Here is a 23,290-nt window from a genome sequence, read left to right on the forward strand (position 1 = left end):
TCATCCGCGCCAGCCATCCAAGCCAAGTCTTCTGCCGACCAGGGAGCGTAGGGCGACGGCTGGTAGTTACCCAGTGTCCGGTACAACTCATGCGACAACTGATACGCCTCTCGGCAAGTACGATCCATCCGACCACCACTCCTGTCTCGCGCTTTGCGATCCTATCCCACGGGCCTGAGCTGGCGCGAGCGGTCGACCCGCGCCAGCCAGCCGGTTAGGCGGCGGGGCGGTCGGCCACCAGGAGCACGACCGTCACGCCGGTTCCCGCGAACTCCCCCTGCCGTGGCGCCGACCAGGACACGTCCCAGCCCGGCAGCACGTCCTTGCCGCGGAGAGAGCCCGGGAGCACGGCCACCAGGCGACCGCCTGAGGCGACACATTTCGCCGCAGCGGCAAGGTGCAGTGCTGCTCGGCCCTGGCTGAAGGGTGGGTTCATGACGACCTTGCTGAAGGCGCCAGCCATGCGACCATCCTCAGCCCAGGTCAGAAAATCCGCGTGGTGGCAGGCATAGCCCTTCGCCGCGAGCACCTTGCAATGAAGATCCGCCAGCTCCACGCAGGTCGTCTGCGCCTGTGGCAGCCACTCGGCCAGGTGGCCCTGCCCTGCACTCGGCTCCAGGATCTTGTCGTGCGGGCTGATCTCGGCGAGGTCGACAGCCTCCTCGGCCACACTCGCCGGGGTCGGGTAATACTGGTGCGAGCGTTGCTCAGGCAGGCAGCCGGTCATCACGAGATGCGCCAGCGCCTCCTCGGGGTCATAGTCGAACTCGAAGGTCGCCATATCGACCTTGGCACCCCCGATTCCCACCAGGGCCTCCTCGATGGCTTGGCGCTCGCGTTTCGACTGCTGATCGAGCGTGTACCAGGAGAGGCTGAGCTTGCGGCCGTTGAGCCGGGCGTCGGCGATCTGACTGATCACCGCCGAGGGCAGAGGCATCTGAAGGGCGGCAAAGTGCTTCTTGCTGGCGCCAGCAGAGGGACGCTTACGGAAGGCTGCCGGGATCGCAGCCGGATACCGGCTCGCCAGAATGGCATTGAGTCGATAGGCCAGCTCCGGGTGAACCTCCACATGGCAGGTGCCTTTCTTGTAGAGCTTGAGCCGGATGGCACCACCATCCAGGTCATGCCATACCCCAAGGCGGCGCTTCACGAGATCCAGGGCCTTGCGGGTCGTCCCCGGCAGCGGCTCCTCGCGCCCCATGAAACGCGCCAGTACGGTGCGAAGGTCGTGGATGTAGCCGCAGCGCCGAGAGTCGATGAAGTCCAGCACATCGAGCAGTCCACCGAAGATCATCTTCTTGCTGAATCCTTCAGGGCGGTTGGTGACATGCTGGCCCGACAGGGCGCGAAACACCCCATCGACCTTCTCGGCGAAGAACTCAGCACGCTGCAACAGCAGTTGCTCTAGGGTGGCCCGAACGGTGGCCTCCTCGAACGCCGGGGCCTTGTGGCGACGGATCTCATCATTCCACTCATAGCGCCGGTCAGCCGGCATCACGTCGAGCACATCAGTCAGCGCCAGCGTCCGCTGCCACATACCCGCATCCAGCGCCGCCACAGCACCCTCGACATCGAATAGCCGCGATACCTGATGACCGCCGAAGCGCGAGAGGTCGTGCTGATTCCCCTCCAGGAAGTAGCCCATGGCCGTGCTGTATCCCTCACCAAGAACGAGGTTGGCCAATCCCTCGATCTCCGCTTTCCTCGCCTGGCGCTCACCCACGAGGCCGTCAATGAGGTCGGTGGAAACGGGGGCGAAGAACTCGCCGAGGTCGTCCAGGTATTCGGTGCTGGCGCGGGTGTCGATGGCTTCGTGAATCATGCAGGTGTCCTCCCTAGTAGCGCTCGTGCGCCAGCGCGGCGCCGTAATGTTCCGCGATCAGGTCGTTGATCCGGTCAATGTGGTCGGGGCGTTTCAGCCAGAGGTGCAGGTTCCCGTTCGCAAACCAGCGGCAAACCAGCCACTCCGTTTCCAGCTCCCCAGCACGATCGCCATCGGCCATCAGGGCCGCGTGGCGCTGTTCTTGCAGGCGGTGGGCCAACCGCTCCTCATGGGGCACTTGGGAAGGCTCCAGGCCCTCCAGCACCAGCAAGATTCGCTCCAGGTCGTCCACGCGCTCCCTGGCACTCCCGAAGCTGCGCCAGCCGCCGTGCTCGCTGAACGCCTGCTCGACCACCAGCCGCCGCTTGACCTTGAACGCACTGTGGCTGCGATACCGCTTGCAGAGGCTCTGGAACAGCTCGACCACCCCGCGCCGAAAGACCTCATGGCGTGTCTCGAACAGGGCCACAAAGGTCGATTGCACGTTCTCCCGACTCAACGGCAGGGGGTCATCATCGAGCTGGCGCTGCACCTCCTGTTTGTCCTGGGCGGTCATCACATCACCCAGGCCGGAGCTGTCGAGCAACCAGCGCCAGCCGTTGGCATCGAAGGTCTGCCGCGCCTCGCTGGAGAGCCGGTCACAGAACGCCTCGGGGCGAACGCTGAGATCGTGCCAGGACAGATGCCGGAGCATGGAGGCAAACCGGAAGCTGCTGATGGGCATGAGGGAGGCGGCCTCGGCCAGTTGCGCCGCTGCGCCCTGCACCAGCGCCAGCGCTTTTTCTCGACGCGCCAGCAGATCGTCCATGGCGCCCAGGGCAGGGGAGGGGAGCTGCGTCGTGTCTTGCTGCATCGGTCGCGGCCTCGCTGCGTTGTCGGTACGATGTAAACACCTTACGACACGAAAAGTATTTACAGCAAGCGTTTTTAGCGTGCAATGCACACTTTTTTGGAGGCTGCATGGAAGATAGAGACATCAGCAAAGGGCAGCTATACGCCGCTTTAGCAAGGCTAAGGCTGCGCGGAAGGGCCTGCGATGCTGCCGTTGAAGTGATCGAGGGAGTGTGCGCTACCTATGCCGAGGCTGCGCAACACCACGGCATCAGCCGGGCGGCTGTCTCACAAGCCGCAAAGCGCATTCGGGCCGAGGTTGATCGGGCGTTCGTCACGGTCGAGGTCAGGTTGCCGCACGACTGCGCGAGTGAGCTGGAGGCGTGGGTGAGCGCCAAAGGAGGCAGCGTGTCGGTCGCCCAAGAGTCAAGCTGAGGATGCTGGGTGCAGAGCTGCCAGGGAAGCAGATGGCGCCATGAGGGGTAATCGGGACTGGATCACCCGCAGGGTACTGGGAGCCGGGACAGCAGACGCGACCCTGGAAGGTGAGGGGCTATGGGGCTTTACGCTGCCGTGCGATCCGGTCTGCCGCGTCCATGATCTCGCCAGCGGCGAAGAACATTTCCTTGGCCGAGACTCCCAGGTAGCCAATCGGCCTAGGGAGGCGCACGCCGTACAGCGGCTGGTCGTGTCGCACCGCCTCCTTTAGCTCGACCACCCGCACATTGAGGATGCGGGCTGCATTGGCTACGCCAATCCTTGTCGAGCGAAAGTCCGCCATGCCGTTTCCCTCCTCGGTAGTCGCCACTGACCTGATCAGGCCGCAGGATGCCGAGAGGCATGGCGAGAGGCAAGTCACAACGAGGCTTCGTTGCCGTCGCTGACAACGGGACGATACCGGCTCAAGGCGTCCTCCAGGTCATCAGGGATCTCCAGGCAAGAGCGAAGATCGCATTGGGCGTGGATCAACAGCGCCAGCTTTGGCGTCCACTCAGGTAGCCCGAGGTGGCCGATGTACTCCTCCGCTACCGGGCCAGCCAGGAATTCGGCCGCGGAATACTGGTGCTTGAGGTTGTCGCTCTTCAGGTCATCAATGGCCTTCAGGAATACCTGGGAGAGAAGCTGGCGCTCGGGCAGGGTTTCCTGCCCTCCAGGAGCGCCAATGGCAACATGGTGGCCGGGGATCAACACACTGGCGAGGGACGAAGTGAGGCTTTCCATGGTCTTGCTACTCCCCTCCTGCGGTAGACGCCTTGTTGCTCACGGAGCCTTCGATCGCCGCCATCACGTTCATGGGGCGCGATACGCGATCGAAACGGGCCTCACTGGTGCCCGTGCCAGCGGCGGACATTTCCACGGTGCCATAGCCCAGCAGCCGCCCCATGATGGTCTGGTTCACCTCAGTTGAGCGGATGTGGTGGATGTGAAGCGGCGTCACGCGCCGGGCGATGATGCCATGGCGCTCAATGACGCGATCCGACTCGATGACGTACTTGTGAGCAAGTCGCTGGTAGGCCACGTTTAGCAGCCCCCAGGCAGCTACCCCCATCCCGGCCCAGGTAAGGGCGACAGTCAGCGGCGCGGCGGGGTTTGCCCCGGCCAACGTGAATGGGGCTTCGGGGGCAACATACAGTGCCGCCCCCACGGGGATGAGCAGCCAGTAGCCCAGCAAGGCACGGTGACTGACTCGATAGGTGATGCTCGTACTCATCGAACTATGCTCCGGCTTGGGCCACCTCCGCTTTTTCAAGCCGGTGGCGCAGTTGGGTATGAGCCGTCTCAACGTGATACAGCTCAATTTGGTCGTCAGGCCAGCGGATCAGCACGAAGCCATCGCGCAGCAGGTGTGTAAGAGGGGTAGGGCCACGGATGACGGGAGCGGGAGTGCTGTCGATGCAGCGCAGCTCCCAGCGGCGAGTCGAGCGGTCATAGAGGAGCGCGGCGTTTTCCTCGCCGCCAGGCCACTCAAGGTTGCAGTCGCGGGCAAGGCGCCTGACTAACTGCCGGGCCTGACGGGTGCTACGCTCGCTCATACGCGACCTCCAGCCCCCAGACTCGCTCAACCGCGCTTTCGATCTCCTGCCTCACGCGATCCATCGTCAGTAATCGCGATCCCTCCTGGTCGATCCCCAGCACGAGTTTCCCGTTGCGCTCCTGCATCGTGGCCCGTCCCACAACGAGCCTCGACAGCAGGGAAAGGTCGGCTTCTGCCTCCTGAATCAACGTATCAGAGTCCATTATAAAGCCTTATCTATACAATACGACGTTTTTTAGTTAAGTCTACCCGGCGCATTAGCGGTCGCCTTGCCAGGCCATGCGGTTGCGGTATCAGACCAACGCCTTTGCGGTACACTCGCTCTTGCGATTTCGCATGCGAAATCCTGACCCGAAGCAAGCATACTGATACTCAAATGATGCCGCAGCGACTTGAGCTGTAAATCGTCGTATTGTATAATTTCAGATATAGGGCAACATAGCTCGGGATCACAACCAAGGGAGAGAAGACAATGATGATCAAGCGCACACTCCAAGGTCTGGCCGCCACTTCACTGCTCGTCCTGGCGTCAGGCTGTGCTGTGCCGCAAAGCGCAGGGAACCTCCAAGGGGTCGCAGCCAATGCGATCGGCGGCGTTGCCGACGCGATTAGCGGTCGCAGCTCCAATAGCGCCAGCGCCGCAGGCGCACAGGCAGCGGGGCAAATGGGTGGCGTTCGCGGCATGGTGAATGGCGGAAGCGCGGCCATGAGCGGAGCCGCCTACGGTGCGGCTGGTGCAGCGGCGCTGGGCGTGGTCGATAAAGGGATGCGCGGGGCTTTTGCTGCCATGCAGGGTGAACCCGAGGTAGGGTTCGGGGACGTGGCGAACATGCGCCAGAACGTAGCTAAGAGCGATCCGTATGTGGATGCTGAGGGTCGCACCTGCATCGACTATCACATCAGCGTCACAGGCGGCCCCGAAGACAACGAGCAGAATGTCACCACTTGCCAGAACGCGACTGGCGACTGGGAAAAAATCTGATCGAGCAAGGGGTCGCGTCCGGCGCGGCCCCCAACCGTAAGGAGAGCATCATGGGCGACGACAACCTCAACACTTCACGCTTCACCAAGCCTGCCCTGGAAATGACCCGGCTTGAGGCTTACACGATGGTCGCAATGCACGCGATCCTGCTTGGCGAGGGAGGGGGGCAACTATCCCCCGAGGAAGTCGGAGAGAACGCTGCTGCCATGGCCGAGGCATCCCTGTCGGCTGCCTCTGACACTCTGGATGAACAGTCGGATGAAGCTGCCACTCCGGCACAGTGAGAGGGGCGTCGTCACCCCATGAATGCCCTGAGCCGACCGGGCAGCCTCAACGCTGGGGTTGCCCGGTTTTTCTGCTGCTCAGTGTTCTTTCTCGCGCTCCCGATCAAGCCACTCGTTGGTGAGCTGAATCTGGTCTTGGAAAGGGTACATCAGTGGTGCATTAGGCTCGTAGACCCCTTCCGCCACAGCAGTCTCCAGGTGTCGATGGGCTTTCTCGTAGCCTGGAACGTGCAGGCGCTTGATCATTTCCAACAGCTCCTCCCGATCCGAGAACCGGCCATCTGACACCATTTGCAGGAGCTGCATCAGCCCATCGGGCGAGAGGAAGAATGGCAGCTCAAGATCCTTCACCGAGCTTCTGGAGCGGGCAAATTCTTCCCTACCGTCATACTGGCAACCCCCAGGCCGCGGCGATGCAGGGCGATGATGAACAAGCCGCAGCCCGTATTCACGATCGCTGTCGTGCTCATACAGCCACTCTACCCAGCCGTTCTTAGCCTCGGTGATGCGACCTCCGCATGTGTCACACGTCCACTCTGACATGCCTGCCTCTCTGATCCGGGAAATGACACATCGAGCGTGCCACACATCGCATCCTTCGACATAGCAATAACCGCACCCAGAAGGCCGGGGCGATTTCGCATGCGAAATTCGATCTTCCCCTCCCTGAGTGACGGTCACGCCCCTACCCCTGCTGTGACACCGGCTCTCCTTGGGCCGGGAGCAACGGCTCAGCCTGCTGGCATAGTCCTATATATAGGACTATAATAGAGCCACATCCATTCGTCGGGACAGGTGAACGCATGGCATCTCCATTGGCTTTTGCCTCCATCAATCAGGCCCAGGGCATGGTGGCCTTGAGGACTTTCCACCTCCCGGAAGAGGAGGCGGAAACCGTGGCCACCCTGTTGGCTAATCGCGTGATCAAAGGGGCAAGCGCCCATCGAGAATGGTTCGTCATATCCGCCGACTTTCCATGGGACTGCGCGGGGCAATACCCGCATGAGGCCGCTCATGCCGATCTACCGGTGTTGTGCTCCCTCGCCAAGGAAGCACGCAGCGCTGGCCTCCGGTGGCTCATGCTCGACCCCGATGCTCGCCCTGTTCCCGGACTTCCCATCCATGACTGGAAAGCCACGTTTTGCAGCGAGGCAGCTGCGTAACTCTGCATCACGGAGCGATCTCATGACCGATCACAACCAGAACATCCCGCTGCGAGGCCGCAGGGCCTCCCATGAGCACCCGCAATTCCCCCGTCAGGACTGGCAGCTCGAATATCAGAACGGCGACACACGACTCGCCTACTGGGACTGGGTTGCCAAGGTCCGCGAAGAAACACGGAGCCTCCGTCACCATGCTGGCGCTTGAACAAGCAACCTCGGCAACTCGTGCCGAGGCACCCTCGACCCTCATGAGCATCCTGGATCGCCTGCTGAGTGAGCTAACCCCGAAAGGCATCGGCAAGCTGGACAACGGATCGCTCGAGCGCGTCACGCTCGGAACAGCCGCGCAACAGCGGCACCCGGGCAGCCTCGAGGAGCTGGTGTACGCGCTCGGCCAACTGCGTAAAGGCATGCTGACCCTCACAACCGAATCGGGAGAGACAGCCTCACTGACCGTCGAGCCCGGCCGACGACTCCCCATCACTTCGATGCAAGCCTCCTGCTCGTCGGTCCTCCTCTCGGTGGTCGACGCCTGGGAGGCCTGCCGCTGGGACGCGGCGTGACCGCATTTCCATGGTTTCCACGCCTTTCCATGCCCGGTGGCCACGCGCCCTGGATAGCCGGAAAGGCCCGCCGAGCCCCATGGGTTCGGCCTTTCCATCAACCTGACACAAGGAATGACCCATGACGATGAACACTGATACGGCCCGTCGCGAACTGAGCCTGCACACCCTGTTCGACCACCTGGAGCCCGCCCAGCAACAGCAAGCGATCGATCGACTCCTCGAAGGTGAGAGCTGGGACAGTGTTGCCAAGCGAGTGAACCAGTGGGTGGAAGAGGCGGACTGGGAAGCCAGCGCCATGGCTCAAAGCCAATGAGCCAGTTGAACGTCTAAGGAGGACTTTCCACATGAGCACGAGTCGCGTCCTGGACAAGATCCAGAAGTGCATGAACCTCGCCAGCAGCGACAATCCGGCAGAGGCGGCTGCCGCGCTGCGCCAGGCCCAGAAGCTGATGGAGAAGCACAACCTGACCGCTTCAGACCTGTCGTTGCACACCGTCAGCGAGGCCGAGGCGCGGGGTGCGTCTCGTGCGAAGTCGCTGCCTGCCTGGGTGGTCTTCCTGAGAAGTACCATCGGCGGGGTGTTTGGCGTGCAAGTCATGAACCGCTACCAGAAGCTCGGTGGTGCCTGGCAGAACTGGGCTGTCTTCGTCGGCATCGGCGAGAAGCCCCAGGCGGCCCAATACTGCTATGAGGTGCTGTTCCGGCAGATCAGCGCTGACCGTAACCGTTACAAGAAGGAGCTGCACCCGCGCATGGCGCCTCGCCGGAAAAGCCGCCATTGCGACCTGTTCTGCGAGTCCTGGGTACAAGCCGTGCGCTCCAAGGTGGAGGCCATCGCGATCAGCGATCAGGACCGCGACGTGATCGAGCGCTTCAAGGAGAAGACCTACGGCGAGGTGGAAAAGGGCGAGTGGCGCGAGCAGCCGCCAGCCAGCAGCGAGCAGGAGATCCATGCGATCCGCTCGGGTCGCGAGGCCGGCAAGGCCGCGCAGCTCTTCCGCGGCGTCGGGGCGCAACCGGCCCCGGCACAGATCCACCTCGAGGAGGGCGCCCTGTAGGGCGCCTGGAGTGGCCGCGATCATGAACGACGCAATGCAGCGTCTGCGGCGCAAGCTGCAAAGTGCCAAGACGAACGCGCCCAGCAGCGACCACCATAGTGACCTCGAGCAGCAGCAGGCCATGCTGGAGATATACCCGGTGTCGAGCTGCAACTCGTGCGGCAACATCGCCTACCCGTTGAGCTACTACTGCACCAATCCAAGCTGCGCTGAGTACAGTCAGCGTGACCATCCGCTCCTCGGCAATGTGACCCTTGGCCATATCAATTTCCAAGGCCAATGGCTCACGCCGGGCGAACACTTCTGCTGGATCATCCAGCACACACCATCAAAGGGATAGGACACTACCTATGTCACGACACGGCTTCTTCAAGGTACTGCACGACCCCACCGAGGCTCAGGAAGACCTCACCGACCTCGTAGGGTACGACCTCTATGATTGGCTCAGCCATGGCGTGGCCGGCTACGACGAGCCCCTGGGGACGTTCTTCTTCAACCTCGAGGGCAGCTGGATCTTCGGGGTAGAGAGCAATGAGATACCGACCATCGGCATGCTGCAAGCCATCCTCTCGGCGATCTTCCGGGGCGCAGAGCTGCCCTTCAACCAGGAAGGCCTGAGGGCGATCGCTGAAGAGGTCGAGGGCTCACCCGCTGTGCTCTCGTCGGCAGAGGCCGCGGACCTATCCAACAGTGTCTCGACATCGTATCTTGAGGAGCGGGTCGCCCTGGCCAACTACTTCCGCGGCGAGCCCGAGGCGGCCTCCTTGAGCAGCGATGCTGAGGACGAGCCCCCCGCCCCCGAGGCGCCACCGGAGCCAGCTGAAGATGCCGGTGAGCCCAAGCGAGGCTTTCTGAGCAAGGCCCTACACTCCCTTTTCACGAACCGATAATCCCTGATGCCACAGCCCACCAATCTCATAGACTCCTGGCTCCATGTCGCCACCGCTGGCGACAAGCACCCCAAGTCGGAGGCCCTGGCCCAGCTCAACCGAGACCTGGGCACCAAGTACCGTCCGAACAGGCTCTATGAATGGCGGGCTGGCACCTACCCAGTGCCACCCCATGTGCAGGCCTACATGCTGCATGCCGCGCTCAGCTGGATCATCCAGGAGGAGGGCGGCAGAGTGCCAGAAGGTGACGCCGAATTCACCGACAGGGTGCTCCAGCGCATGCTCCCCCCGCCAAGGGCGAAATAGCGCCAGCTTTACCGCCTTCTGAGTCGTCTCAGCCCATCTTCACGGTGGGCAGCTCATCCCATGAGGTCAGGAACCGCGGCGTCTGCCGTGCATGCCGCTGGCGCCAGCGCTCATCCTGACGGCGCCCCCCAAGCGTCACCGTGCCCCGGCCGAACTCGCGGTTGAGGGCATCCATCACGCCCATCACCTTCGCCGACTGCTGGCGCTCGGCTTCCGTCTGCTGACCCTCGAGCCAATCGAGCTGCATGCCTTCACGATCCGCGAGGTCGACCATCATGACGCCTGCCTTGGCATAGAGCAGCCCTGGCCGATAGATGGCTTCCAGGGCGCGTTGTGCCGCAGCGACGATCAGCCGGCTGTCATCGGTCGGCCGCGACAAGGTGAGGGTCAGGCTGGGGTAGTCCTGGGGGAGGTCGCTGCGAAAGCGAGGCGTCGACAGGAACACCATCACGGCCCGGGCCACGGACTGCTGGCGGCGCACCTTCTCAGCGCCAGCCTGCGCATGCGATCGAACAGCCTCGCGTAGATCCTCGAGGCGCCCGGTGGTGCTCCCGAACGTGCGGCTGGTCATGATGTTCTGGCGCTTCTGGTCGATGTCATCCAGGCGGATCACATCCTGGCCGCGCAGCTCCCACAGGGTCCGCTCCAGCACAATGCCGAAGCGCCTGCGGATCTCGCTGGGATTGGCCTCGCGAAGATCCAGAGCGGTGTGGATGCGCAGCCGCGCCAGCTTCTCGCCTGTCCGGCTCGCCACGCCCCACACATCTGTCACGGGCATGCGCCCCAGGTGAGCCCGGGTCGCCGGGTGGTCCGCCTCGAGGACGCAGACACCCCCATAGGCGGGTTGCTTCTTGGCGATGCCGGTGCCCACCTTCGCCAGGGTGCGAGAGGGCGCCACGCCGATCGAGACAGGGATGCCGGTGCTGCGCTGGACGATGTGACGCAGCTCCTCAGCATGGGCTTGCAGGGCCTTGAGGGAGAGACCAGAGAGGTCAACGAACTGCTCATCAATACTATAAGCCTCCACTGGGCCGGTCGTCGCCCGCATGGTGGCCACCACCCGCCTTGAACACTCCCCGAACAGCGGGTAGGCCGAACTCAGCAGCACGGTCTGCTGGCGCACCTCATGAGGCAGCTGGAATACCGGCGTGCCGTTGGCCACCCCCATCGCCTTCAGCTCGTTCGACCGGGCCACGATGCAGCCATCTCCCGAGGAGAGCACCCCTACAGGGCGCCCCGCCAGCTCAGGCATGAACACTCGGAAGCAGCTGACGTAGAAGTTGTTGCAGTCGCAGTGCCCGATCATCACCGGCCTCGGCGACGATGGGAATGGATGTTGTGGGTGACCACGCCCCAGGTCTCACACGCAACGCCACGCAGCGCGATAGGCGGATACTCGGGGTTCCCCGACAGCAACGCCGGCTGGCCATGCCACTGGCCCAGCTGCTTGCAGGTCAGCTCCCCGTCGAGAGCGACCACGATGATGTCTCCCGTCACAGGCGCCAGCGATCGATCAACGATGAGCAAATCCGCGTCATAGATGCCGTGGCCCACCATGCTGTCGCCCTTGGCCCGACAGAAGTAGCTGGCGCTGGGGTGAGGGATCAGGTGCTCGGTGAGGTCGAGGACACGATCAAGCTCCGCGTCGGCGTGGATGGGGAAACCGGCTCTCACTTCCCCGGCCATCAGTGGCAGGGTATGGCGGGAATCGCAGGCCGACTGCCCCAGGATCTCGAGACCGTAGGGGGTAACGTCATCATGCTGAAGGGGTGGCATGTCTCTCTCCCAATACTGTATATGCGCACAGTATCTGAGAGGTGGTAGGCTCACTGCAAGCTGGCACCACTGTCAGGATCGCCTCTACCTACCTCATGAGACCTGAATCCAGGAATGAGGAGGCACCATGACCATCAACGAACCGATTTTCCGCACCTGTATCACCTGCGGTCTTGACCACCCCGGCAGGGGAGACGACTGTTGGCGCTGCGTAGGCTTCAATGAAGAGGTCGCGGCGATGCGCGATCGCGAGAGGCAAGAGCAAGATGCCATCGAGCAGCAGCTCCAGGCAGACATCGAAGCGGGAACCTATGGCCCTTCGGCGCCAGCACCACACTAGCCATAATCAGCACCCTTCCAGCCCCAGGTTCTCCTGGGGCTTTTCACGTTTGGGCGCCGCCGCTACAAGCGCTTGTCCGGGGCAAACACGACTTCTTCGGCACCATCGACCAATGCCTGGAAGTCGGGATGATCAGGATTGACGAGGTAGTTCCTCTCCCTGGGTGCGACGACACTCGGGAGCGCCAGCGCCAGGCTCGACTGTCCCTCGAGCCAGTCGTCACCGATCTCAGCAGTGGAGGGGGGCGCCGGCTCAGCTCGCCAGTCAGCTGGCAACACGTCCTCCGGGAGCTGCATCAGCAACTCTTCTGGGAACGTCACCTCCAGGAGCGCATACTCCTTCAGCAGCTGGTTGTCTTCCAGGTGAACCATCACCTCGAGCATGGCCAGTGACTCGGTGCTCGCGAGGTACACGCAGGCCTTGCCTTTGCTGTTCCAGCGTCCGCCGTACAGTCGAGCCCCCTCACCATCAAAGGCTGTCTTGAGCCACTTCCGCTTGACGAGCCGATAGCCGCGTACCGAGGTCATGCAAAGACGCCGTGCTCAAGTCGACCGATCAGGTCCAGGACAGCTTCAGCGCCAGCAGTCGTAGCCACCATCTCCACCGGGCGACGGCCACCAAGCCCTCGTACCGGGCTGAGGAGCCATTCCCTCGCCTTTGCCTTGTCGCCCTCGAACAGGTCCACCGCGCTCTTGTAGACCTCAGCGAAACGGTACAACCGATCGCCCTCGGCCGGCTTGAAGTAGCCAGTGTCAGCGCGGCGCTTCAGAGTTGCCGGAGGGATGACCACATACCGCGCCAGCTCCTTGCTCTCGAGCCCGGAGGCCTCGGTGAGCTTGATGTAGACCTTGTACGAGACGCCCTCACTCAGCGCCTCATGCAGCTTGGCGCCACGCGGGGGAAGGCCAAGAGCCTTCCAGAAGTCGTCCTTCCGGCGCTTCAGCTTCGGCCGATACTCTTTGATCGCGGCTTCCATAACCCCTCCTCGTATCATTTGATACGCCTTCAGTGTATCAGATGATCTGCGTTATCCCGCCATCCCTCTGCCGCCCCCATGGGGGGTCAAGCGCTCGACCGTAGCTTCTCGATCTCATCCAAGGCTGCCTCCCGCTCTCGGAACCAATGGTCGCGCCGTGCCTCAGCCTGGGCCTTTTCGTCCTCCAGGCGGGCAACACGTCTGGCCAGGCGTATGCACTCACGACGCAGATCCTGCTCCGACATATCGCGGTAATGAGCGATCGCTGCTCCCATCTCGACACCTCCTTGCCTGCACAATCCCTCCCCATCACGCCTTCGGCTTGGGGATCTTCACGCCTTCCAGGTTGTAGTGCTCGCCCAGCTCGATAGCCCGACGCACCGATTCCAGCACCGGCTTACGCACCGTGCGATAGCGGGTCGACTCCGGTGAGGCAAACCAGCCCTTCACTGTCTCGACGCTGTAGCCCGTCAAGGCCGCGACATGCTCTTGCTTCAGCCCGTGGCGCTCCATGAGCTGGCGCAAGGCCTCGTTACTCGATGTCTCTGATTTGCTCATCTGCGTCTCTCACTCAGGGCCGCCCGCCGTGGCGAGTGGCCAAATCCATAGGGGCGCCTGCGGTCTTGTGCTGGCGCCAGGAAGGGATTACGCCTCAAGCCCCCAACGCTGGCGGGCACGATCCAGCGCCGACCGGGGCGGCGAATCCTTGGCTTCCTCAGCGTTGAAGTGCGCCAGCAGCTGACCAAACAGCTCTCGGTCGTTCAGGTCGAGGTCAATCCCTACAAGGTGATCGACAGCCTGATGAATCTCGATGGTCGTCCAGGGGTCGAGCTGGGCGATCTCCTCGTTGTCGCGGATCAGGCGCTGAATTTCGGCATGGTCCTTGATCGTCGCCAGCTGGCGCTCTCGCATCTCTTCGTCCGGCATACAGCCTCCAGTTCAACGGCTTGGACATAAATCAAATTCTATATGTGCAATGCACACCTTGGCAAGTATGGGAAATGCCGGCGATAGCCCATGATTGATATTCGGGACCGTGCCGGAAGCGGGGAATCTGCTGAAAAAAAGTGTGCGCAAACCTTCAAAAAGTGTGCATTGCACACTATAATGACAGTCATCAGGTGGAGGCCAGGGCCTCCTGAATACCGCCAACGCAGGACGAGCACCGATGACGACCTACTTCATCCCCCTGTTCACCCTCCCAGCCATCGTGGTCGAGCCCGGCCACTACCTGACTCGGGCCGGTGAGCGAGTCCTGGTCGAGCGGGTTTCCAGCCGGCACGACTTCTACTGCACAGGCCGCTATATCAGCTCCGGCACCGCCGAACGGTGGCACAAGACCGGAAGGATCATGGCCACCTCCGAGACGCCCAACGACATCGTGAAGCGCCTGTAACCCACGAACCAGCTGCCAACATCCGAACGCGAGGAACCCCCATGAAGCTCAACATCATGCACCCGCTCTATGTCGTCGCCGGCCTCTCCAGCCAGAGCGAGCCCGGGAACCAGTGGATGCCGATCTCCACGCAGACCTATCCGGTGCAGCACGTCGCCGAGCGCGAGGCCGAGAAAATGGCCCGCCGTGCTCGTCCTCACGAGCAGGTCGGCGTCATCGAATACAGCGCCGATGGGGCGCGGCTGGTCGGCCAGGTCCATCAAGGCGCCAACGCCTGAAGCAGGACAACGCATCGCACGAGCCGAACAACGACAAGGGAAGGGAGTAGACCATGAACCTGGCGATCAACCTGGACACCGAAACCGCAGCACCGACCACCTTTGAGCCGGCCGCGGCGCCGCTGCCCCAGCGGGCGCGGCAGGCCATCGACCTCCTGAAGGCGGTAGTTACCGAGCGGCCCACCTCCCTGTTGATCGCCTATTCGGGCGGGAAGGATTCCACCGTGGTCACCAGCCTTGCGCTGGCGGCCCTGGCCGAGCTGGCGCAGGAAGGGAAGCTGAATGCGGACATCGGGCACATGGCGGTGACCTCCAACACCGGCATCGAGAACCCCGTGATCGAGCGTCATGTCGGTAGCCATCTGCGTGCCATGCGATCGTTCTGCGCCGAGCACGCCATTCCCCTGAAGGCACAGTGGGCCTTGCCGAGCCTAGCCGAGAGCTGGCAGGTAAGCGTCCTGGGTGGCCGTCGCCAAATGGCCTGGCCCAGCGAAGGGCAGAGCCAATACTGCTCCGTCGACTGGAAGATCAAGCCGATCGACGCGCTCAAGCGCCAGCATGCCAAGTCCCTTCCCAAGGGAGTGCGTCAGGTGACCCTGCTGGGCAGCCGGTTCGAGGAGTCCGCTCGCCGTGCGGCGAACATGGCAGACCAAGGCGCCGGGAGCGGCGTGGTGGATCACCAAGGGCGCCTGCTGGCCTATCCCATTGCCGATTGGACGACCAGCGACGTGTGGGACTACATCCTGTTCGCCCAGCCCTTTGGACAGGGAGGGCCTTTCCCGAGCTACGCCACCTCTCTGGCGGACGTGCTGGAGGTCTACAACAGCGCCAACGGCGAATGCTCCATCGTCGGCGACAGCGGCAAGCGGACCCCGTGCGGCGCTCGCACCGGCTGCTGGGCCTGCCCGTATGCCGGTAAGTCTGACGAAAGCCTCACCAACATGGCCAAGGACAACCCGGAGATGGCGCCGCTGCTGGCGCTGCGCCAGTACATCGTCTCACTGCGTCATGACGTGGGCGCCCGGAACTTCATCGGCACCGACATCAAGGACGGTGGCGGCATCAACATCAGCGCTGCCGGCTACAGCGGCCGTGTCCTGCTGGACCTGCTGCGGGCCTGCCTGACCCTCGACGCCGAGGAGATGGAGCGCTCAGACAACCCGGCGTTCCAGATCATCACCCCGCAGGAGCTGGTCGCGATCGAGTGGAGCTGGGCTATCCGCGGTATCCAGGTGCGCCCGTGGGAAGCCACCCGCGCCTGGGTGGAAATCCACCACCAGGGCAAGCGCTTCCCCATTCCCAGCGCCAGCACCGCCGCACCGGCCCAGGCAGGCGGCCAATCACTGCACCCCTTGGAAGGGGAGACCCTGGGCTCTGTCACCACCCCGCTCATGGCCCATGCCGGCGTCACAGTGGCCACCGGCTCTCGCCTCGAGGTCGACCCCGAGGGCGCCATGGAGATGCTGAGCATTGAGGGCGACATGCTGGCGGCCGACACCGATAAGGCCCCGGAGAGCGTGGCCAACTCTCTGCTCATGCGCGGCGTGGTCAGCATCCCGGCCAGCCGCCGCGGCGAGCTGGATCGTCGCCTTACCGCCGTCGCTCGGCTGCGCGAGGAAGGCGTCATGCAGTGGGCCTTCCACGGTGGCCGCCCTGAGCTGGCCAGCAACGAATTCCAGCTGGAGATGGTGGGATAATCCCACACCACGGCCCCGGGCAATCCGGGGCCTCAGTTTCTCATGCGAAATCGTCACCTCAGGTGGTAGACAAAAAAGGCCCCGGGCGAAACCCCGGGGCCTACTTACGCATGCTCAACCGGCTCCGTTATTCCGGCCCAGAAAGCGAGATGATGCCACCCTCCTGGGTCGGGCTCTCTTGCCACCAGGGCTGCATCGGAATCAGCTGGCATCTATCGATCGCATCGGCATTGGCATCGTAGAACGCTTGGTAGCGCTCGATGTGCTCAGCGCAGAACGCCTCAAGCTCAGCGATCGGAAGGCGAGGTGAGTAGATCAGACCATGGCCTTCCTCCAGATCCGTGATCAGTGCCGTGCCATCATCGAACTCCGCTAGGCCTGACCCCACCAGATCCATGGCCATGACGATGTGCTCTTTGTCATCGGCAAACTCGCCGAGCATCAAATTGATCGGGCCAGGGTCATAGGGCTTCCCAGGAATCCGCGTCACCCCCGCTTCTTCATAGGGCGGTGCAGTCACGGTGGCGACAGTGCCCCCGTGTGAGATCAAGTCCCCGACCACTAGCTCTTCGACGGGCTTGGGTGCCCAGTGATCATACTGGAACGTGCTTATGGCCTTCATTGCTTCCTCCGCTTGTCCTACGCCTTTTGACTCTGGTGCATAGCGATAACCCCAAGCCCTACAGCAGCGACTCTTGCGCTCCAGACGACCCACTCAGGCGCATGGAAGAACTGCAACAGCCCCAGGCTTGCAAGACTCAGTGCTCCAGCGGCCAGAAGGGGGAATACCCACTTGTCCATTTCGCTTCCTTTTCATCGATCAGAGTGTCAACGACCTTCCACCACCAAGACACTGCCGCTATCACCGCTTCCGATCACGCGCTGCATGGCCGCGTAGATGCGCTTGATCCCCCGGTCGGACTTGAGGCGCCTGAGCGCTTTCGGGCCGAAACGCCAGAGCCCCATCATCTCGTCGGGCAGATCACCGGCAATCCAGGCCTCCTCCACTGTCTCCTCGTCCAGCTTGAAGCCCACGATCTTGAGGTGGCGGTCGGTGCCGGCCGCGAGCAGACTCCGGTAGTAGGCCTCCGGCTTCTCCAGGGGGGCAGTGTGCTTGTACTGGTCCCAGGGCTGGTGGTAGAGGACGTTCGGCTTTGGCAAGGTCTGCCAGGTCGACAGCACCTCCTCGGGGCCATCCCACTCCACCACTAGGGCCGCGCCGGCTGCCTCAACCTGCTGACCATCAGGGGACAGGGCAACGGGCTTGCCGCGCACCGCCATGGCATACAGGTTCAGGCAGGCATCAGTGTTCAGCGGGTCGACTGAGAAGGGCACATAGCGGCCCGTCCTCGCGATCTGGTAGGCCTGAACCGGGCCGGTTACATGGAACAAGCATGTCGCCATTCACAATTCCCTTCGTGGGTGGTTTGTAGTAAAGCCGCAGGCCACAGCGGCTTGTCGAGCCACCAATGCTAGCTGCCGAATGTCTTGCCGAGCCTTCACGAGGTCGAACGACCGCGTTCCCGAGCGGCTATCGTTCAACTGAATCATCCAGACCAGCTCATACTCGCCGGGAACGAAATGCGCCCTTACCCACCAGTTGTAGATGAAAGCCTGGATACGGATGTGGTCGTCACACTTCTGCTGCAAGCACCGCGCATACGACTCGCTAGCGCTGAACATGGCATAAGGGGAAGTCGACATTGTTGTTGAGGCCGGCATCCCGAAGAATTGCAGTAGCCAGCTGACTCCCGAGTGTCCAATGCTTCGCGTGTGGCCCTCACAGCTGGCCAAGGGGTTCGCTCCAGACTCATACAGTGCATCTGTGAGCGGCTGGATGCCCGGCTCAATGAGGCCTTCCGCCACTGCTTCCGGGTAGCGTTTCAGGCCGTGGGCATCAGCGATCTCCTCGAGCATTCATACGTTCCTTCTGGATGGGGGCAGCATCAGTCATCGTCCTGCTGGTTCTGTCACACGTCGTCAACGTCTCTGCCAAACCTGTCGAATGGGCCTAACGGCAACGGGAACTCTTCTGGCAGCCATACCCGACTGAGCAACGGCGATAAATCGTCACGACTCATCTCGCGCTGGGCAATCAGCGTGTCGGTGAGCGCCTTGAACACCTCCATGTTCATCTCGAAGAGGGTGCGCACCAGGGCAGTTTGCTCGGCCTGCAACGCGATCAGCTGGGCATCGTTGTGCTCATGCTCCCACCGGGTCTCCGGGGCGGGGTAGTACATGCCACGGTAGTGGCAGGCGAGGTATTGGCGAGCGATGCTGAGCCAGCGCTGGTGATCGTAGCCACTGCCCAGCGTCGATTCGCCGTGGATTACCTCTTCACCAATCCGGCCGGCAAGGAAAACCAACATGTACCATTCCGCAAAAGCCTTCTCGTGAAGGCGGTGCTTGCTGGATAGGGCGGTGACAAACCCCAGCGGGTCACCCTCGGCCGCCTGCGCGTTCACCACCACCTTCATGTCAGCTGGGAGACCACCAAGCGCCGCGAAGACCAGGGCGTGACCAGCCTCGTGCGCGGCCGTGTAGTGACTATCTCGCGGTGTCTGCGGCAGAGGGGCACGCGCCAGGCGGGCACTGGCCATGCTCTCAGCCGCGTTCCCGCCCTGCGCGATACCCGCAGAGGCGAAGGGAAAACTGAAAGCGCTCGCCTGTAGAATCCACCGGCAAATCACGGCCGTGGCGGCGAGTGCCGCCGCTTCGCCAGGACTCGCCGCGACCCACTGGAGGGTTTCATCACCCACCGCGCCGATGCCCCACAAGGCAATCGCGTAGCCCGTGAGCCCAAGGCAATACTGGGCCAGCATGCTCACAAGAGAGGGCACCGCCCCCAGCACATACCGGATAGGCGGCACCAGGGCGACACCCAGCAGCCCAAGGACTTCGACCCAAGACTGCATATCCTGAACCAGCGGTGCGTCTGGCGTTTGTCGGTGACTCATTGCCAGGGCCATGACCGCCAGCAGCGAGGCCACGACGATTGCCACCCTTCCGTAGTCCCCAGCCATGTGCTTCATCGTCGCCCAGCGGCGGGCAAGGGTATCGCGATCGCTCAATATCAAGTCGGCACCGGCCACCCCCGCCAACCCTGACAAAAAGCCGATCACCACCGAGGCTTCGTAGCCTAGCCACCACCTCGCCACACTGATGCCGGCTGCGATCGCACAGCCCAGCCCGGCACGCTTCGTCAACGGGTGACGCACGGCACACTGCACCCTCACTAGGTACTTCATGACACGCATATTCCTTTTTCTCTGATCCGCAAGACACCAACACGCGGGCCTCTCGGTGGCATCGTCACACCATTTCTTCCCGAAGCTCGTCCAGCAACGCCTCGCGCTCCTCTCGAGCTGCCTGGAGACCAGCATCATCGCAGGAGTACCCGCGACGCTCAGCTTCCGCCAACAAGCCGTCTCGATCTGCGGGGTCTCCCAGCATGTCGTGCCAGCGGCGAAGCTGCGTCACGACCTCGAAGTGATAAAGCTCGTAGTGAAGGCCGCAGCCAGTCCCGGCCCTCTCCTCGGCCATTTCGACAAGTCGGCGGGGCTTGATGAGGCAGCCAGGCTGACTCTGCCTAGGGTTCGCAATAAATCCGTCAGGGGTCACATCTATCCTCCTTCCTCCCTCAATGGCTGGCGCCAGAGGGTCAGTCTTCGTCCTGCTGCGCGTGGAGCAGGGCGGCGATCTCGCGTTCAACCGATGCCACGGCCGGCGCCAGCGATTCGTCCACCTCGTCCCTGCCCAAGCGGGCGACCTCCTTCCATCGCTCCAGAGCGTCCCGGGACACGAGGTAGGTTCGGGCACAGTCGCCATCAGGCACCTGCATCTGAAGGGACTCCAGCAGCTCGAGGTCGCGCATGGAGAAGACCTGGACGGCCGGCACCAGCAGTCCTGCCTCTTCCGCCTGGCGGCCGGTTGAAGCCTTGTCCCAGTCGCGCTCAGCGCTCTCAAAGGCCGGATGGGTCGCGGTCTGGTAGCCACAGCGCCGGCAGGACAACCAGTGGGCGTGGAACCAGTCGGTTACTCGGCGCAGGTAGTCCGGGCTGTCCTCACAACCGCAGACGGGGCAGGCCGCTCGCTCTGCCATGTCACCTCCCGGAGCTTCCTGGGTGATGGGTTCGGGAGACAGTGCATTCATGCGAAGCCCCCGGAGAGCTGGCTCAGCGACTGAGCCCGCGCATTGGCGCTCTCGCGCACGAGGTCGGGAGAGAAGCCGGCCCCGCAGTGGACCTCATCGATCATCACTAGCTGGAGATAGCCGCGGTTGATCAGATAGCTGCCAAAGCCCTGATCGGAAATATCGCGGTGCGAGAAGGCACCGACCGCTTCCATCTGGGTGATCTGCTCGATGGTCACCATGCCCTTGTTGAGGGCGTCGAGCGTTCCCTGCCGGTAGGGCGCCTGGCGGCAATACTGCTCGGCCAGCTCGCCAAGGTTGAAGTCTACGAGTGCCCGGTACAGGCCGCTGCAATGGTAGTAGGTGGTCCCACCGCTGGAGAGCGCCAGCAGCTCTCCCTTACGGTGACTCGGCTTCGCCATAATTCGGTCCCCCTTGGTGTTCTTGTGCCCCTCTCGCGAGGCCGGCATGTGCCATGCGATGAGCACTGACCATGCAGGCATAAGCGGAATGCAGCGCATCGCCAATGATGCGATCCGCAAGCTCGAGAGGAGTGGTGTCGGTAATGCCGGCCCGCCGAAGATCCTGTTCGATGACGGCGCGGTGGCGCTGGTACTCCTGGAGACGACCGGCCAGAGATTCGTCCGTGGCCAGCTCCGGTGACGGGTTCACGGTATGCAGCGAAGTGCCCATCTCTACCTCCTACGTTGCAGCACGGCTCATCGGTTGCGCGTCGATGATGGAGGCCAGTCGCTCCAGGGCCGTGATGGAGATCGTCCTCTCTCCCGACGCACTACGCGCCTCATGGCGGCGCAGCAGGGAGAGATCCCGTGGCGAAACCCCGTGGTTCCGGCAAAACGCCGCCTGGGTGGTCCCGCGCTCTTCCAGCAGCTGCTCCAGGGCCTCTCGTAGCGCGACAATATCGGCGTACTCGAAGTGACCCTTGCCCAGCTCGCTATCATCGTTAGTCTCGTTCATGCTGGGCTTTCCCAGCCTGGGCTCGAGGTTGCAGGACACGTCCTCGGGGGGCGGGGTGCTCGGCACGGCCACATCCTCTCCGAGACCAGCGCTATCCTCGGGCAACCTCTCGCCTGATGAGATAGGGCCACCGATGACAGCTGGCGCAGATCGCCCCATGCGCGATAGAGAGGTGATGGCCAGCACCGCCGACAGCTGGAAGATGATCAGCGCCAGCGCCTGCATCACGACCAGCGCCTGCTGGCGCCAGGTCATCGCCTCGGCCGGGGGCGTCGAGATCAGCTCGGCCAGCTCGGCGTCGACCTCGGTAAGCCGTGCCTGTGCTTCCTGGATGGGTGTGAGCCAGCCTGCCCGGGCCTCGCTGTTCTCCCGGAAGGTCGCCAGGCTCTCCTCCAGCCGCGCCGCCTCCTGGGTCAAGCGCTCAATCCGTAGCTCACGGCCGGCGTCGACGTGCGAGGCCGTCAGCCACTCCTCCACCAGAGGCTCGCATACGGTGTAGACCGGGCCGGTGAGTGCCAGCACGCTGGTCACCAGCGCCAGCGCTCGCCGCGCCAGCTGGCGCTGATACCAGAGCCACAGGGCGACGACCTCGAGGAGCACTGCCCAAGCCCAGCCCATTGGGCCGACGAATTCGGTCCAGAACTGGATGGCATGCAGCTGAAGCAAGGCAATCGCGCCGATCAGCACCAGGAGCGCCGGCAGCCTTGCCAGGTATCGGGTTGTCGTTGTCTTGTCTCGCACAGGCTCACTCCCACTCACGAATCTCACACCAGCAGACGAGGCCACCTCCCCTTGCCAAGGAAGGGGCCGAGGTCGATCACAGCGAAAACCTCTCCACGCCACTGCGCACGGCCGGCAGCATCGCCATGTTCACCGGCCCTTCCAGCAGCGGCGCCGGGGGCGGCTCGGGTGACTCGGGCTCGGGATCGGTCAGGCGGATAGCAGCCGACAGCGCCAGCATGGTGGCCCAGACCACCATCCAGCGGATAAAGAAGGGGCGATGGGTAAAGCGAGCGTCCCCGATGATGAGCTTCCCTACCAGGAACAGGGCATAGAAGAGGGCAAACACCCACAGCAGGACCAGAAAGCTAGTCACAGGTCACCTCCTGCCACGGCAGCCTGTCGGCCGGTTTCGCATGCGAAATCCCGGTACTGGCCACCGGCCGCCTTGTGCTGGCGCAGCTTAGCCGTCAGCGCCAGCCCCGCGTCACTGAAGGTCAGGGTCGCGCCAGGCTCAACCTGATCGGGGCCAACCGTAAACAACCCCTCCGCGGCGAAGTCCTGCACGCAGCTCCAGTCGTCGTGCCACGGGTCCGGCTGGGTGCCGTCCGCCAGCGTGGTGGCGTACTCCGGGCGCATCACCATGCCCGGGCGAACCGGGTGGCTCGGGCGCTTGGGCCGCGGGCACTGCTCGGCCAGAACTCGGTAATGCCTCCGATTGGCGGTCATGCGCGGGTCAGTGCCCACCTGGAAGCCGGCCATCTCCACCATCACGGCTTCGACATAGGCCAGGCAGCGCCAATGATCTCGACCCCATCGGGCCATCGGGACGTAAGATTGATCCATCTGGATTCTCCTCTTGGTCAGGGGGGGAGGGTCGCTATTGCTCGCCGTCACGCCGGCTGGTCTCAGCTGATGAATCACGCACCCAGGCAGCGAAGGGCCATATAATCAGTCCGGCCGCGATGGGCACGGCGCCTCTATCGAATTCCCCCAGCAGCACCCATGCCACGCCCCCAGCAATGTTCAGCTTGGACAGGAACGCACCGAACGCGCCGAG

At 63.1% G+C, this 23,290-nt stretch carries 40 protein-coding genes; 15 read left to right on the plus strand and 25 right to left on the minus strand.

Annotated elements, in window-relative coordinates; genetic code table 11:
• Positions 1 to 214: 214 nt before the first annotated feature.
• Both FIU88_RS18055 and FIU88_RS18060 read right to left on the minus strand, forming a co-directional pair.
• Positions 215 to 1,822 carry a DUF4942 domain-containing protein gene (locus FIU88_RS18055; protein WP_152480336.1) on the minus strand — a complete coding sequence of 536 codons (1,608 nt, stop codon included), beginning with the start codon at positions 1,820 to 1,822 and terminating at the stop codon, positions 215 to 217.
• 13 nt (positions 1,823 to 1,835) lie between these two features.
• Positions 1,836 to 2,675 carry a DUF4942 domain-containing protein gene (locus FIU88_RS18060; protein WP_152480337.1) on the minus strand — a complete coding sequence of 280 codons (840 nt, stop codon included), beginning with the start codon at positions 2,673 to 2,675 and terminating at the stop codon, positions 1,836 to 1,838.
• A gap of 107 nt (positions 2,676 to 2,782) precedes the next feature.
• On the opposite strand from FIU88_RS18060, the gene FIU88_RS18065 reads away from it, so the two are divergent.
• Positions 2,783 to 3,088 carry a hypothetical protein gene (locus FIU88_RS18065; protein WP_152480338.1) on the plus strand — a complete coding sequence of 102 codons (306 nt, stop codon included), beginning with the start codon at positions 2,783 to 2,785 and terminating at the stop codon, positions 3,086 to 3,088.
• A 118-nt stretch (positions 3,089 to 3,206) separates the two neighbouring features.
• Here the strand turns inward: FIU88_RS18065 and FIU88_RS18070 are convergent, their stop codons facing one another.
• The 5 genes from FIU88_RS18070 to FIU88_RS19245 all read right to left on the minus strand — a co-directional run bounded on the left by FIU88_RS18070 (position 3,207) and on the right by FIU88_RS19245 (position 4,891).
• Positions 3,207 to 3,434 carry a hypothetical protein gene (locus FIU88_RS18070; protein WP_152480339.1) on the minus strand — a complete coding sequence of 76 codons (228 nt, stop codon included), beginning with the start codon at positions 3,432 to 3,434 and terminating at the stop codon, positions 3,207 to 3,209.
• Between the two features lie 74 nt (positions 3,435 to 3,508).
• On the minus strand, positions 3,509 to 3,874 hold the full coding sequence (locus FIU88_RS18075) for a hypothetical protein (protein WP_152480340.1): 366 nt from the start codon (positions 3,872 to 3,874) through the stop codon (positions 3,509 to 3,511).
• 7 nt (positions 3,875 to 3,881) lie between these two features.
• Complete coding sequence (locus FIU88_RS18080; protein ID WP_152480341.1) at positions 3,882 to 4,364, minus strand: PH domain-containing protein; 483 nt, start codon at positions 4,362 to 4,364, stop codon at positions 3,882 to 3,884.
• Between the two features lie 4 nt (positions 4,365 to 4,368).
• Entirely contained in the window at positions 4,369 to 4,686 is a 318-nt protein-coding gene (locus FIU88_RS18085) for a hypothetical protein (RefSeq protein WP_152480342.1), read from the minus strand.
• On the minus strand, positions 4,673 to 4,891 hold the full coding sequence (locus FIU88_RS19245; protein WP_172977775.1) for a hypothetical protein: 219 nt from the start codon (positions 4,889 to 4,891) through the stop codon (positions 4,673 to 4,675). The genes FIU88_RS18085 and FIU88_RS19245 overlap by 14 nt, the downstream gene beginning before the upstream one ends.
• Before the next feature lie 269 nt (positions 4,892 to 5,160).
• Between FIU88_RS19245 and FIU88_RS18090 the strand changes: the two genes are divergently transcribed.
• On the plus strand, positions 5,161 to 5,670 hold the full coding sequence (locus FIU88_RS18090; RefSeq protein ID WP_152480343.1) for a hypothetical protein: 510 nt from the start codon (positions 5,161 to 5,163) through the stop codon (positions 5,668 to 5,670).
• 50 nt (positions 5,671 to 5,720) lie between these two features.
• A complete protein-coding gene (locus FIU88_RS18095; protein WP_152480344.1) occupies positions 5,721 to 5,954 on the plus strand; it encodes a hypothetical protein in 234 nt (77 codons plus the stop codon).
• Between the two features lie 78 nt (positions 5,955 to 6,032).
• Here the strand turns inward: FIU88_RS18095 and FIU88_RS18100 are convergent, their stop codons facing one another.
• Positions 6,033 to 6,497, minus strand: coding sequence for a hypothetical protein (locus tag FIU88_RS18100; RefSeq protein ID WP_152480345.1), 465 nt, complete (start codon positions 6,495 to 6,497; stop codon positions 6,033 to 6,035).
• Between the two features lie 260 nt (positions 6,498 to 6,757).
• On the opposite strand from FIU88_RS18100, the gene FIU88_RS18105 reads away from it, so the two are divergent.
• The 8 genes from FIU88_RS18105 (at position 6,758) to FIU88_RS18140 (ending at position 9,937) form a co-directional block, all read left to right on the plus strand.
• On the plus strand, positions 6,758 to 7,117 hold the full coding sequence (locus FIU88_RS18105) for a hypothetical protein (protein ID WP_152480346.1): 360 nt from the start codon (positions 6,758 to 6,760) through the stop codon (positions 7,115 to 7,117).
• A 22-nt stretch (positions 7,118 to 7,139) separates the two neighbouring features.
• Positions 7,140 to 7,322 carry a hypothetical protein gene (locus tag FIU88_RS18110; RefSeq protein ID WP_152480347.1) on the plus strand — a complete coding sequence of 61 codons (183 nt, stop codon included), beginning with the start codon at positions 7,140 to 7,142 and terminating at the stop codon, positions 7,320 to 7,322.
• Positions 7,309 to 7,680 carry a hypothetical protein gene (locus FIU88_RS18115; RefSeq protein WP_152480348.1) on the plus strand — a complete coding sequence of 124 codons (372 nt, stop codon included), beginning with the start codon at positions 7,309 to 7,311 and terminating at the stop codon, positions 7,678 to 7,680. The genes FIU88_RS18110 and FIU88_RS18115 overlap by 14 nt, the downstream gene beginning before the upstream one ends.
• Before the next feature lie 121 nt (positions 7,681 to 7,801).
• A complete protein-coding gene (locus FIU88_RS18120; RefSeq protein ID WP_152480349.1) occupies positions 7,802 to 7,996 on the plus strand; it encodes a hypothetical protein in 195 nt (64 codons plus the stop codon).
• A gap of 31 nt (positions 7,997 to 8,027) precedes the next feature.
• Positions 8,028 to 8,741 carry a DUF2786 domain-containing protein gene (locus FIU88_RS18125; protein WP_152480350.1) on the plus strand — a complete coding sequence of 238 codons (714 nt, stop codon included), beginning with the start codon at positions 8,028 to 8,030 and terminating at the stop codon, positions 8,739 to 8,741.
• Positions 8,742 to 8,763: 22 nt separating this feature from the next.
• Entirely contained in the window at positions 8,764 to 9,081 is a 318-nt protein-coding gene (locus FIU88_RS18130) for a hypothetical protein (protein ID WP_152480351.1), read from the plus strand.
• A 10-nt stretch (positions 9,082 to 9,091) separates the two neighbouring features.
• Complete coding sequence (locus FIU88_RS18135) at positions 9,092 to 9,631, plus strand: hypothetical protein (protein WP_152480352.1); 540 nt, start codon at positions 9,092 to 9,094, stop codon at positions 9,629 to 9,631.
• 6 nt (positions 9,632 to 9,637) lie between these two features.
• Complete coding sequence (locus FIU88_RS18140) at positions 9,638 to 9,937, plus strand: hypothetical protein (RefSeq protein WP_152480353.1); 300 nt, start codon at positions 9,638 to 9,640, stop codon at positions 9,935 to 9,937.
• Between the two features lie 28 nt (positions 9,938 to 9,965).
• Here the strand turns inward: FIU88_RS18140 and FIU88_RS18145 are convergent, their stop codons facing one another.
• Positions 9,966 to 11,243: a Y-family DNA polymerase gene (locus FIU88_RS18145; RefSeq protein WP_152480354.1), complete on the minus strand. Its 1,278-nt coding sequence runs from the start codon at positions 11,241 to 11,243 to the stop codon at positions 9,966 to 9,968.
• Positions 11,243 to 11,713, minus strand: coding sequence for a LexA family transcriptional regulator (locus FIU88_RS18150; protein ID WP_152480355.1), 471 nt, complete (start codon positions 11,711 to 11,713; stop codon positions 11,243 to 11,245). The genes FIU88_RS18145 and FIU88_RS18150 overlap by 1 nt, the downstream gene beginning before the upstream one ends.
• Positions 11,714 to 11,840: 127 nt before the next feature.
• On the opposite strand from FIU88_RS18150, the gene FIU88_RS18155 reads away from it, so the two are divergent.
• The gene (locus FIU88_RS18155; protein WP_152480356.1) at positions 11,841 to 12,053 is read left to right on the plus strand and encodes a hypothetical protein; all 213 of its coding nucleotides are present in this window, start codon (positions 11,841 to 11,843) and stop codon (positions 12,051 to 12,053) included.
• Between the two features lie 62 nt (positions 12,054 to 12,115).
• Here the strand turns inward: FIU88_RS18155 and FIU88_RS18160 are convergent, their stop codons facing one another.
• The 4 genes from FIU88_RS18160 to FIU88_RS18175 all read right to left on the minus strand — a co-directional run bounded on the left by FIU88_RS18160 (position 12,116) and on the right by FIU88_RS18175 (position 13,956).
• On the minus strand, positions 12,116 to 12,580 hold the full coding sequence (locus FIU88_RS18160; RefSeq protein ID WP_152480357.1) for an RES family NAD+ phosphorylase: 465 nt from the start codon (positions 12,578 to 12,580) through the stop codon (positions 12,116 to 12,118).
• Positions 12,577 to 13,029, minus strand: a complete 453-nt coding sequence (locus FIU88_RS18165) for an antitoxin Xre/MbcA/ParS toxin-binding domain-containing protein (RefSeq protein WP_152480358.1) — start codon at positions 13,027 to 13,029, stop codon at positions 12,577 to 12,579. Before FIU88_RS18165 ends, FIU88_RS18160 begins: the two co-directional genes overlap by 4 nt.
• Positions 13,030 to 13,338: 309 nt before the next feature.
• Positions 13,339 to 13,587 carry a helix-turn-helix transcriptional regulator gene (locus FIU88_RS18170; protein WP_152480359.1) on the minus strand — a complete coding sequence of 83 codons (249 nt, stop codon included), beginning with the start codon at positions 13,585 to 13,587 and terminating at the stop codon, positions 13,339 to 13,341.
• An 87-nt stretch (positions 13,588 to 13,674) separates the two neighbouring features.
• On the minus strand, positions 13,675 to 13,956 hold the full coding sequence (locus FIU88_RS18175) for a hypothetical protein (RefSeq protein ID WP_152480360.1): 282 nt from the start codon (positions 13,954 to 13,956) through the stop codon (positions 13,675 to 13,677).
• A gap of 241 nt (positions 13,957 to 14,197) precedes the next feature.
• Between FIU88_RS18175 and FIU88_RS18180 the strand changes: the two genes are divergently transcribed.
• From FIU88_RS18180 to FIU88_RS18190, 3 genes are read left to right on the plus strand one after another with little or no spacing between them, the layout of a single operon-like run.
• Positions 14,198 to 14,425 carry a hypothetical protein gene (locus tag FIU88_RS18180; protein ID WP_152480361.1) on the plus strand — a complete coding sequence of 76 codons (228 nt, stop codon included), beginning with the start codon at positions 14,198 to 14,200 and terminating at the stop codon, positions 14,423 to 14,425.
• 41 nt (positions 14,426 to 14,466) lie between these two features.
• A complete protein-coding gene (locus FIU88_RS18185) occupies positions 14,467 to 14,703 on the plus strand; it encodes a hypothetical protein (RefSeq protein ID WP_152480362.1) in 237 nt (78 codons plus the stop codon).
• A gap of 53 nt (positions 14,704 to 14,756) precedes the next feature.
• On the plus strand, positions 14,757 to 16,400 hold the full coding sequence (locus FIU88_RS18190; RefSeq protein ID WP_152480363.1) for a phosphoadenosine phosphosulfate reductase family protein: 1,644 nt from the start codon (positions 14,757 to 14,759) through the stop codon (positions 16,398 to 16,400).
• 127 nt (positions 16,401 to 16,527) lie between these two features.
• Here FIU88_RS18190 and FIU88_RS18195 read toward each other — a convergent pair whose 3' ends face one another.
• From FIU88_RS18195 to FIU88_RS18240, 11 genes are all read right to left on the minus strand, one after another.
• The gene (locus FIU88_RS18195) at positions 16,528 to 17,022 is read right to left on the minus strand and encodes a hypothetical protein (protein ID WP_152480364.1); all 495 of its coding nucleotides are present in this window, start codon (positions 17,020 to 17,022) and stop codon (positions 16,528 to 16,530) included.
• 206 nt (positions 17,023 to 17,228) lie between these two features.
• Complete coding sequence (locus FIU88_RS18200; RefSeq protein WP_152480365.1) at positions 17,229 to 17,804, minus strand: hypothetical protein; 576 nt, start codon at positions 17,802 to 17,804, stop codon at positions 17,229 to 17,231.
• Positions 17,805 to 18,317, minus strand: a complete 513-nt coding sequence (locus FIU88_RS18205) for a hypothetical protein (protein WP_152480366.1) — start codon at positions 18,315 to 18,317, stop codon at positions 17,805 to 17,807.
• A 53-nt stretch (positions 18,318 to 18,370) separates the two neighbouring features.
• On the minus strand, positions 18,371 to 19,648 hold the full coding sequence (locus tag FIU88_RS18210) for a hypothetical protein (RefSeq protein WP_172977776.1): 1,278 nt from the start codon (positions 19,646 to 19,648) through the stop codon (positions 18,371 to 18,373).
• A gap of 64 nt (positions 19,649 to 19,712) precedes the next feature.
• On the minus strand, positions 19,713 to 20,021 hold the full coding sequence (locus FIU88_RS19250; RefSeq protein WP_172977777.1) for a hypothetical protein: 309 nt from the start codon (positions 20,019 to 20,021) through the stop codon (positions 19,713 to 19,715).
• 40 nt (positions 20,022 to 20,061) lie between these two features.
• Positions 20,062 to 20,553, minus strand: coding sequence for a hypothetical protein (locus FIU88_RS18215; protein WP_152480368.1), 492 nt, complete (start codon positions 20,551 to 20,553; stop codon positions 20,062 to 20,064).
• The gene (locus tag FIU88_RS18220; RefSeq protein ID WP_152480369.1) at positions 20,550 to 20,954 is read right to left on the minus strand and encodes a hypothetical protein; all 405 of its coding nucleotides are present in this window, start codon (positions 20,952 to 20,954) and stop codon (positions 20,550 to 20,552) included. Before FIU88_RS18220 ends, FIU88_RS18215 begins: the two co-directional genes overlap by 4 nt.
• Positions 20,932 to 21,225: a hypothetical protein gene (locus FIU88_RS18225; protein WP_152480370.1), complete on the minus strand. Its 294-nt coding sequence runs from the start codon at positions 21,223 to 21,225 to the stop codon at positions 20,932 to 20,934. Before FIU88_RS18225 ends, FIU88_RS18220 begins: the two co-directional genes overlap by 23 nt.
• Before the next feature lie 9 nt (positions 21,226 to 21,234).
• Entirely contained in the window at positions 21,235 to 22,251 is a 1,017-nt protein-coding gene (locus FIU88_RS18230; protein WP_152480371.1) for a helix-turn-helix transcriptional regulator, read from the minus strand.
• Between the two features lie 76 nt (positions 22,252 to 22,327).
• Positions 22,328 to 22,606, minus strand: a complete 279-nt coding sequence (locus FIU88_RS18235; RefSeq protein ID WP_152480372.1) for a hypothetical protein — start codon at positions 22,604 to 22,606, stop codon at positions 22,328 to 22,330.
• Complete coding sequence (locus FIU88_RS18240; protein ID WP_152480373.1) at positions 22,603 to 23,076, minus strand: hypothetical protein; 474 nt, start codon at positions 23,074 to 23,076, stop codon at positions 22,603 to 22,605. The genes FIU88_RS18235 and FIU88_RS18240 overlap by 4 nt, the downstream gene beginning before the upstream one ends.
• Positions 23,077 to 23,290 lie beyond the last annotated feature (214 nt).

This window comes from Halomonas sp. THAF12 (assembly GCF_009363675.1).
GTDB classification, from domain to species: domain Bacteria; phylum Pseudomonadota; class Gammaproteobacteria; order Pseudomonadales; family Halomonadaceae; genus Halomonas; species Halomonas smyrnensis.

Coding starts and splice junctions, on each gene's coding strand:
- FIU88_RS18140 (WP_152480353.1), top strand. CDS start 9,638: ATGCCACAGCCCACCAATCTCATAGACTCCTGGCTCCATGTCGCCACC.
- FIU88_RS18075 (WP_152480340.1), bottom strand. CDS start 3,874: ATGGAAAGCCTCACTTCGTCCCTCGCCAGTGTGTTGATCCCCGGCCAC.
- FIU88_RS18220 (WP_152480369.1), bottom strand. CDS start 20,954: ATGGCGAAGCCGAGTCACCGTAAGGGAGAGCTGCTGGCGCTCTCCAGC.
- FIU88_RS18105 (WP_152480346.1), top strand. CDS start 6,758: ATGGCATCTCCATTGGCTTTTGCCTCCATCAATCAGGCCCAGGGCATG.
- FIU88_RS18160 (WP_152480357.1), bottom strand. CDS start 12,580: ATGACCTCGGTACGCGGCTATCGGCTCGTCAAGCGGAAGTGGCTCAAG.
- FIU88_RS18170 (WP_152480359.1), bottom strand. CDS start 13,587: ATGAGCAAATCAGAGACATCGAGTAACGAGGCCTTGCGCCAGCTCATG.
- FIU88_RS18120 (WP_152480349.1), top strand. CDS start 7,802: ATGACGATGAACACTGATACGGCCCGTCGCGAACTGAGCCTGCACACC.
- FIU88_RS18180 (WP_152480361.1), top strand. CDS start 14,198: ATGACGACCTACTTCATCCCCCTGTTCACCCTCCCAGCCATCGTGGTC.
- FIU88_RS18115 (WP_152480348.1), top strand. CDS start 7,309: ATGCTGGCGCTTGAACAAGCAACCTCGGCAACTCGTGCCGAGGCACCC.
- FIU88_RS18185 (WP_152480362.1), top strand. CDS start 14,467: ATGAAGCTCAACATCATGCACCCGCTCTATGTCGTCGCCGGCCTCTCC.
- FIU88_RS18150 (WP_152480355.1), bottom strand. CDS start 11,713: ATGCCACCCCTTCAGCATGATGACGTTACCCCCTACGGTCTCGAGATC.
- FIU88_RS18200 (WP_152480365.1), bottom strand. CDS start 17,804: ATGGCGACATGCTTGTTCCATGTAACCGGCCCGGTTCAGGCCTACCAG.
- FIU88_RS18165 (WP_152480358.1), bottom strand. CDS start 13,029: ATGGAAGCCGCGATCAAAGAGTATCGGCCGAAGCTGAAGCGCCGGAAG.
- FIU88_RS18210 (WP_172977776.1), bottom strand. CDS start 19,648: ATGAAGTACCTAGTGAGGGTGCAGTGTGCCGTGCGTCACCCGTTGACG.
- FIU88_RS18225 (WP_152480370.1), bottom strand. CDS start 21,225: ATGGGCACTTCGCTGCATACCGTGAACCCGTCACCGGAGCTGGCCACG.
- FIU88_RS18135 (WP_152480352.1), top strand. CDS start 9,092: ATGTCACGACACGGCTTCTTCAAGGTACTGCACGACCCCACCGAGGCT.
- FIU88_RS18175 (WP_152480360.1), bottom strand. CDS start 13,956: ATGCCGGACGAAGAGATGCGAGAGCGCCAGCTGGCGACGATCAAGGAC.
- FIU88_RS18095 (WP_152480344.1), top strand. CDS start 5,721: ATGGGCGACGACAACCTCAACACTTCACGCTTCACCAAGCCTGCCCTG.
- FIU88_RS18110 (WP_152480347.1), top strand. CDS start 7,140: ATGACCGATCACAACCAGAACATCCCGCTGCGAGGCCGCAGGGCCTCC.
- FIU88_RS18205 (WP_152480366.1), bottom strand. CDS start 18,317: ATGCTCGAGGAGATCGCTGATGCCCACGGCCTGAAACGCTACCCGGAA.
- FIU88_RS18100 (WP_152480345.1), bottom strand. CDS start 6,497: ATGTCAGAGTGGACGTGTGACACATGCGGAGGTCGCATCACCGAGGCT.
- FIU88_RS18130 (WP_152480351.1), top strand. CDS start 8,764: ATGAACGACGCAATGCAGCGTCTGCGGCGCAAGCTGCAAAGTGCCAAG.
- FIU88_RS18090 (WP_152480343.1), top strand. CDS start 5,161: ATGATGATCAAGCGCACACTCCAAGGTCTGGCCGCCACTTCACTGCTC.
- FIU88_RS18195 (WP_152480364.1), bottom strand. CDS start 17,022: ATGAAGGCCATAAGCACGTTCCAGTATGATCACTGGGCACCCAAGCCC.
- FIU88_RS18060 (WP_152480337.1), bottom strand. CDS start 2,675: ATGCAGCAAGACACGACGCAGCTCCCCTCCCCTGCCCTGGGCGCCATG.
- FIU88_RS18085 (WP_152480342.1), bottom strand. CDS start 4,686: ATGAGCGAGCGTAGCACCCGTCAGGCCCGGCAGTTAGTCAGGCGCCTT.
- FIU88_RS18240 (WP_152480373.1), bottom strand. CDS start 23,076: ATGGATCAATCTTACGTCCCGATGGCCCGATGGGGTCGAGATCATTGG.
- FIU88_RS18215 (WP_152480368.1), bottom strand. CDS start 20,553: ATGAATGCACTGTCTCCCGAACCCATCACCCAGGAAGCTCCGGGAGGT.
- FIU88_RS18125 (WP_152480350.1), top strand. CDS start 8,028: ATGAGCACGAGTCGCGTCCTGGACAAGATCCAGAAGTGCATGAACCTC.
- FIU88_RS19245 (WP_172977775.1), bottom strand. CDS start 4,891: ATGGACTCTGATACGTTGATTCAGGAGGCAGAAGCCGACCTTTCCCTG.
- FIU88_RS18055 (WP_152480336.1), bottom strand. CDS start 1,822: ATGATTCACGAAGCCATCGACACCCGCGCCAGCACCGAATACCTGGAC.
- FIU88_RS18190 (WP_152480363.1), top strand. CDS start 14,757: ATGAACCTGGCGATCAACCTGGACACCGAAACCGCAGCACCGACCACC.
- FIU88_RS18155 (WP_152480356.1), top strand. CDS start 11,841: ATGACCATCAACGAACCGATTTTCCGCACCTGTATCACCTGCGGTCTT.
- FIU88_RS18145 (WP_152480354.1), bottom strand. CDS start 11,243: ATGATCGGGCACTGCGACTGCAACAACTTCTACGTCAGCTGCTTCCGA.
- FIU88_RS18080 (WP_152480341.1), bottom strand. CDS start 4,364: ATGAGTACGAGCATCACCTATCGAGTCAGTCACCGTGCCTTGCTGGGC.
- FIU88_RS18065 (WP_152480338.1), top strand. CDS start 2,783: ATGGAAGATAGAGACATCAGCAAAGGGCAGCTATACGCCGCTTTAGCA.
- FIU88_RS18070 (WP_152480339.1), bottom strand. CDS start 3,434: ATGGCGGACTTTCGCTCGACAAGGATTGGCGTAGCCAATGCAGCCCGC.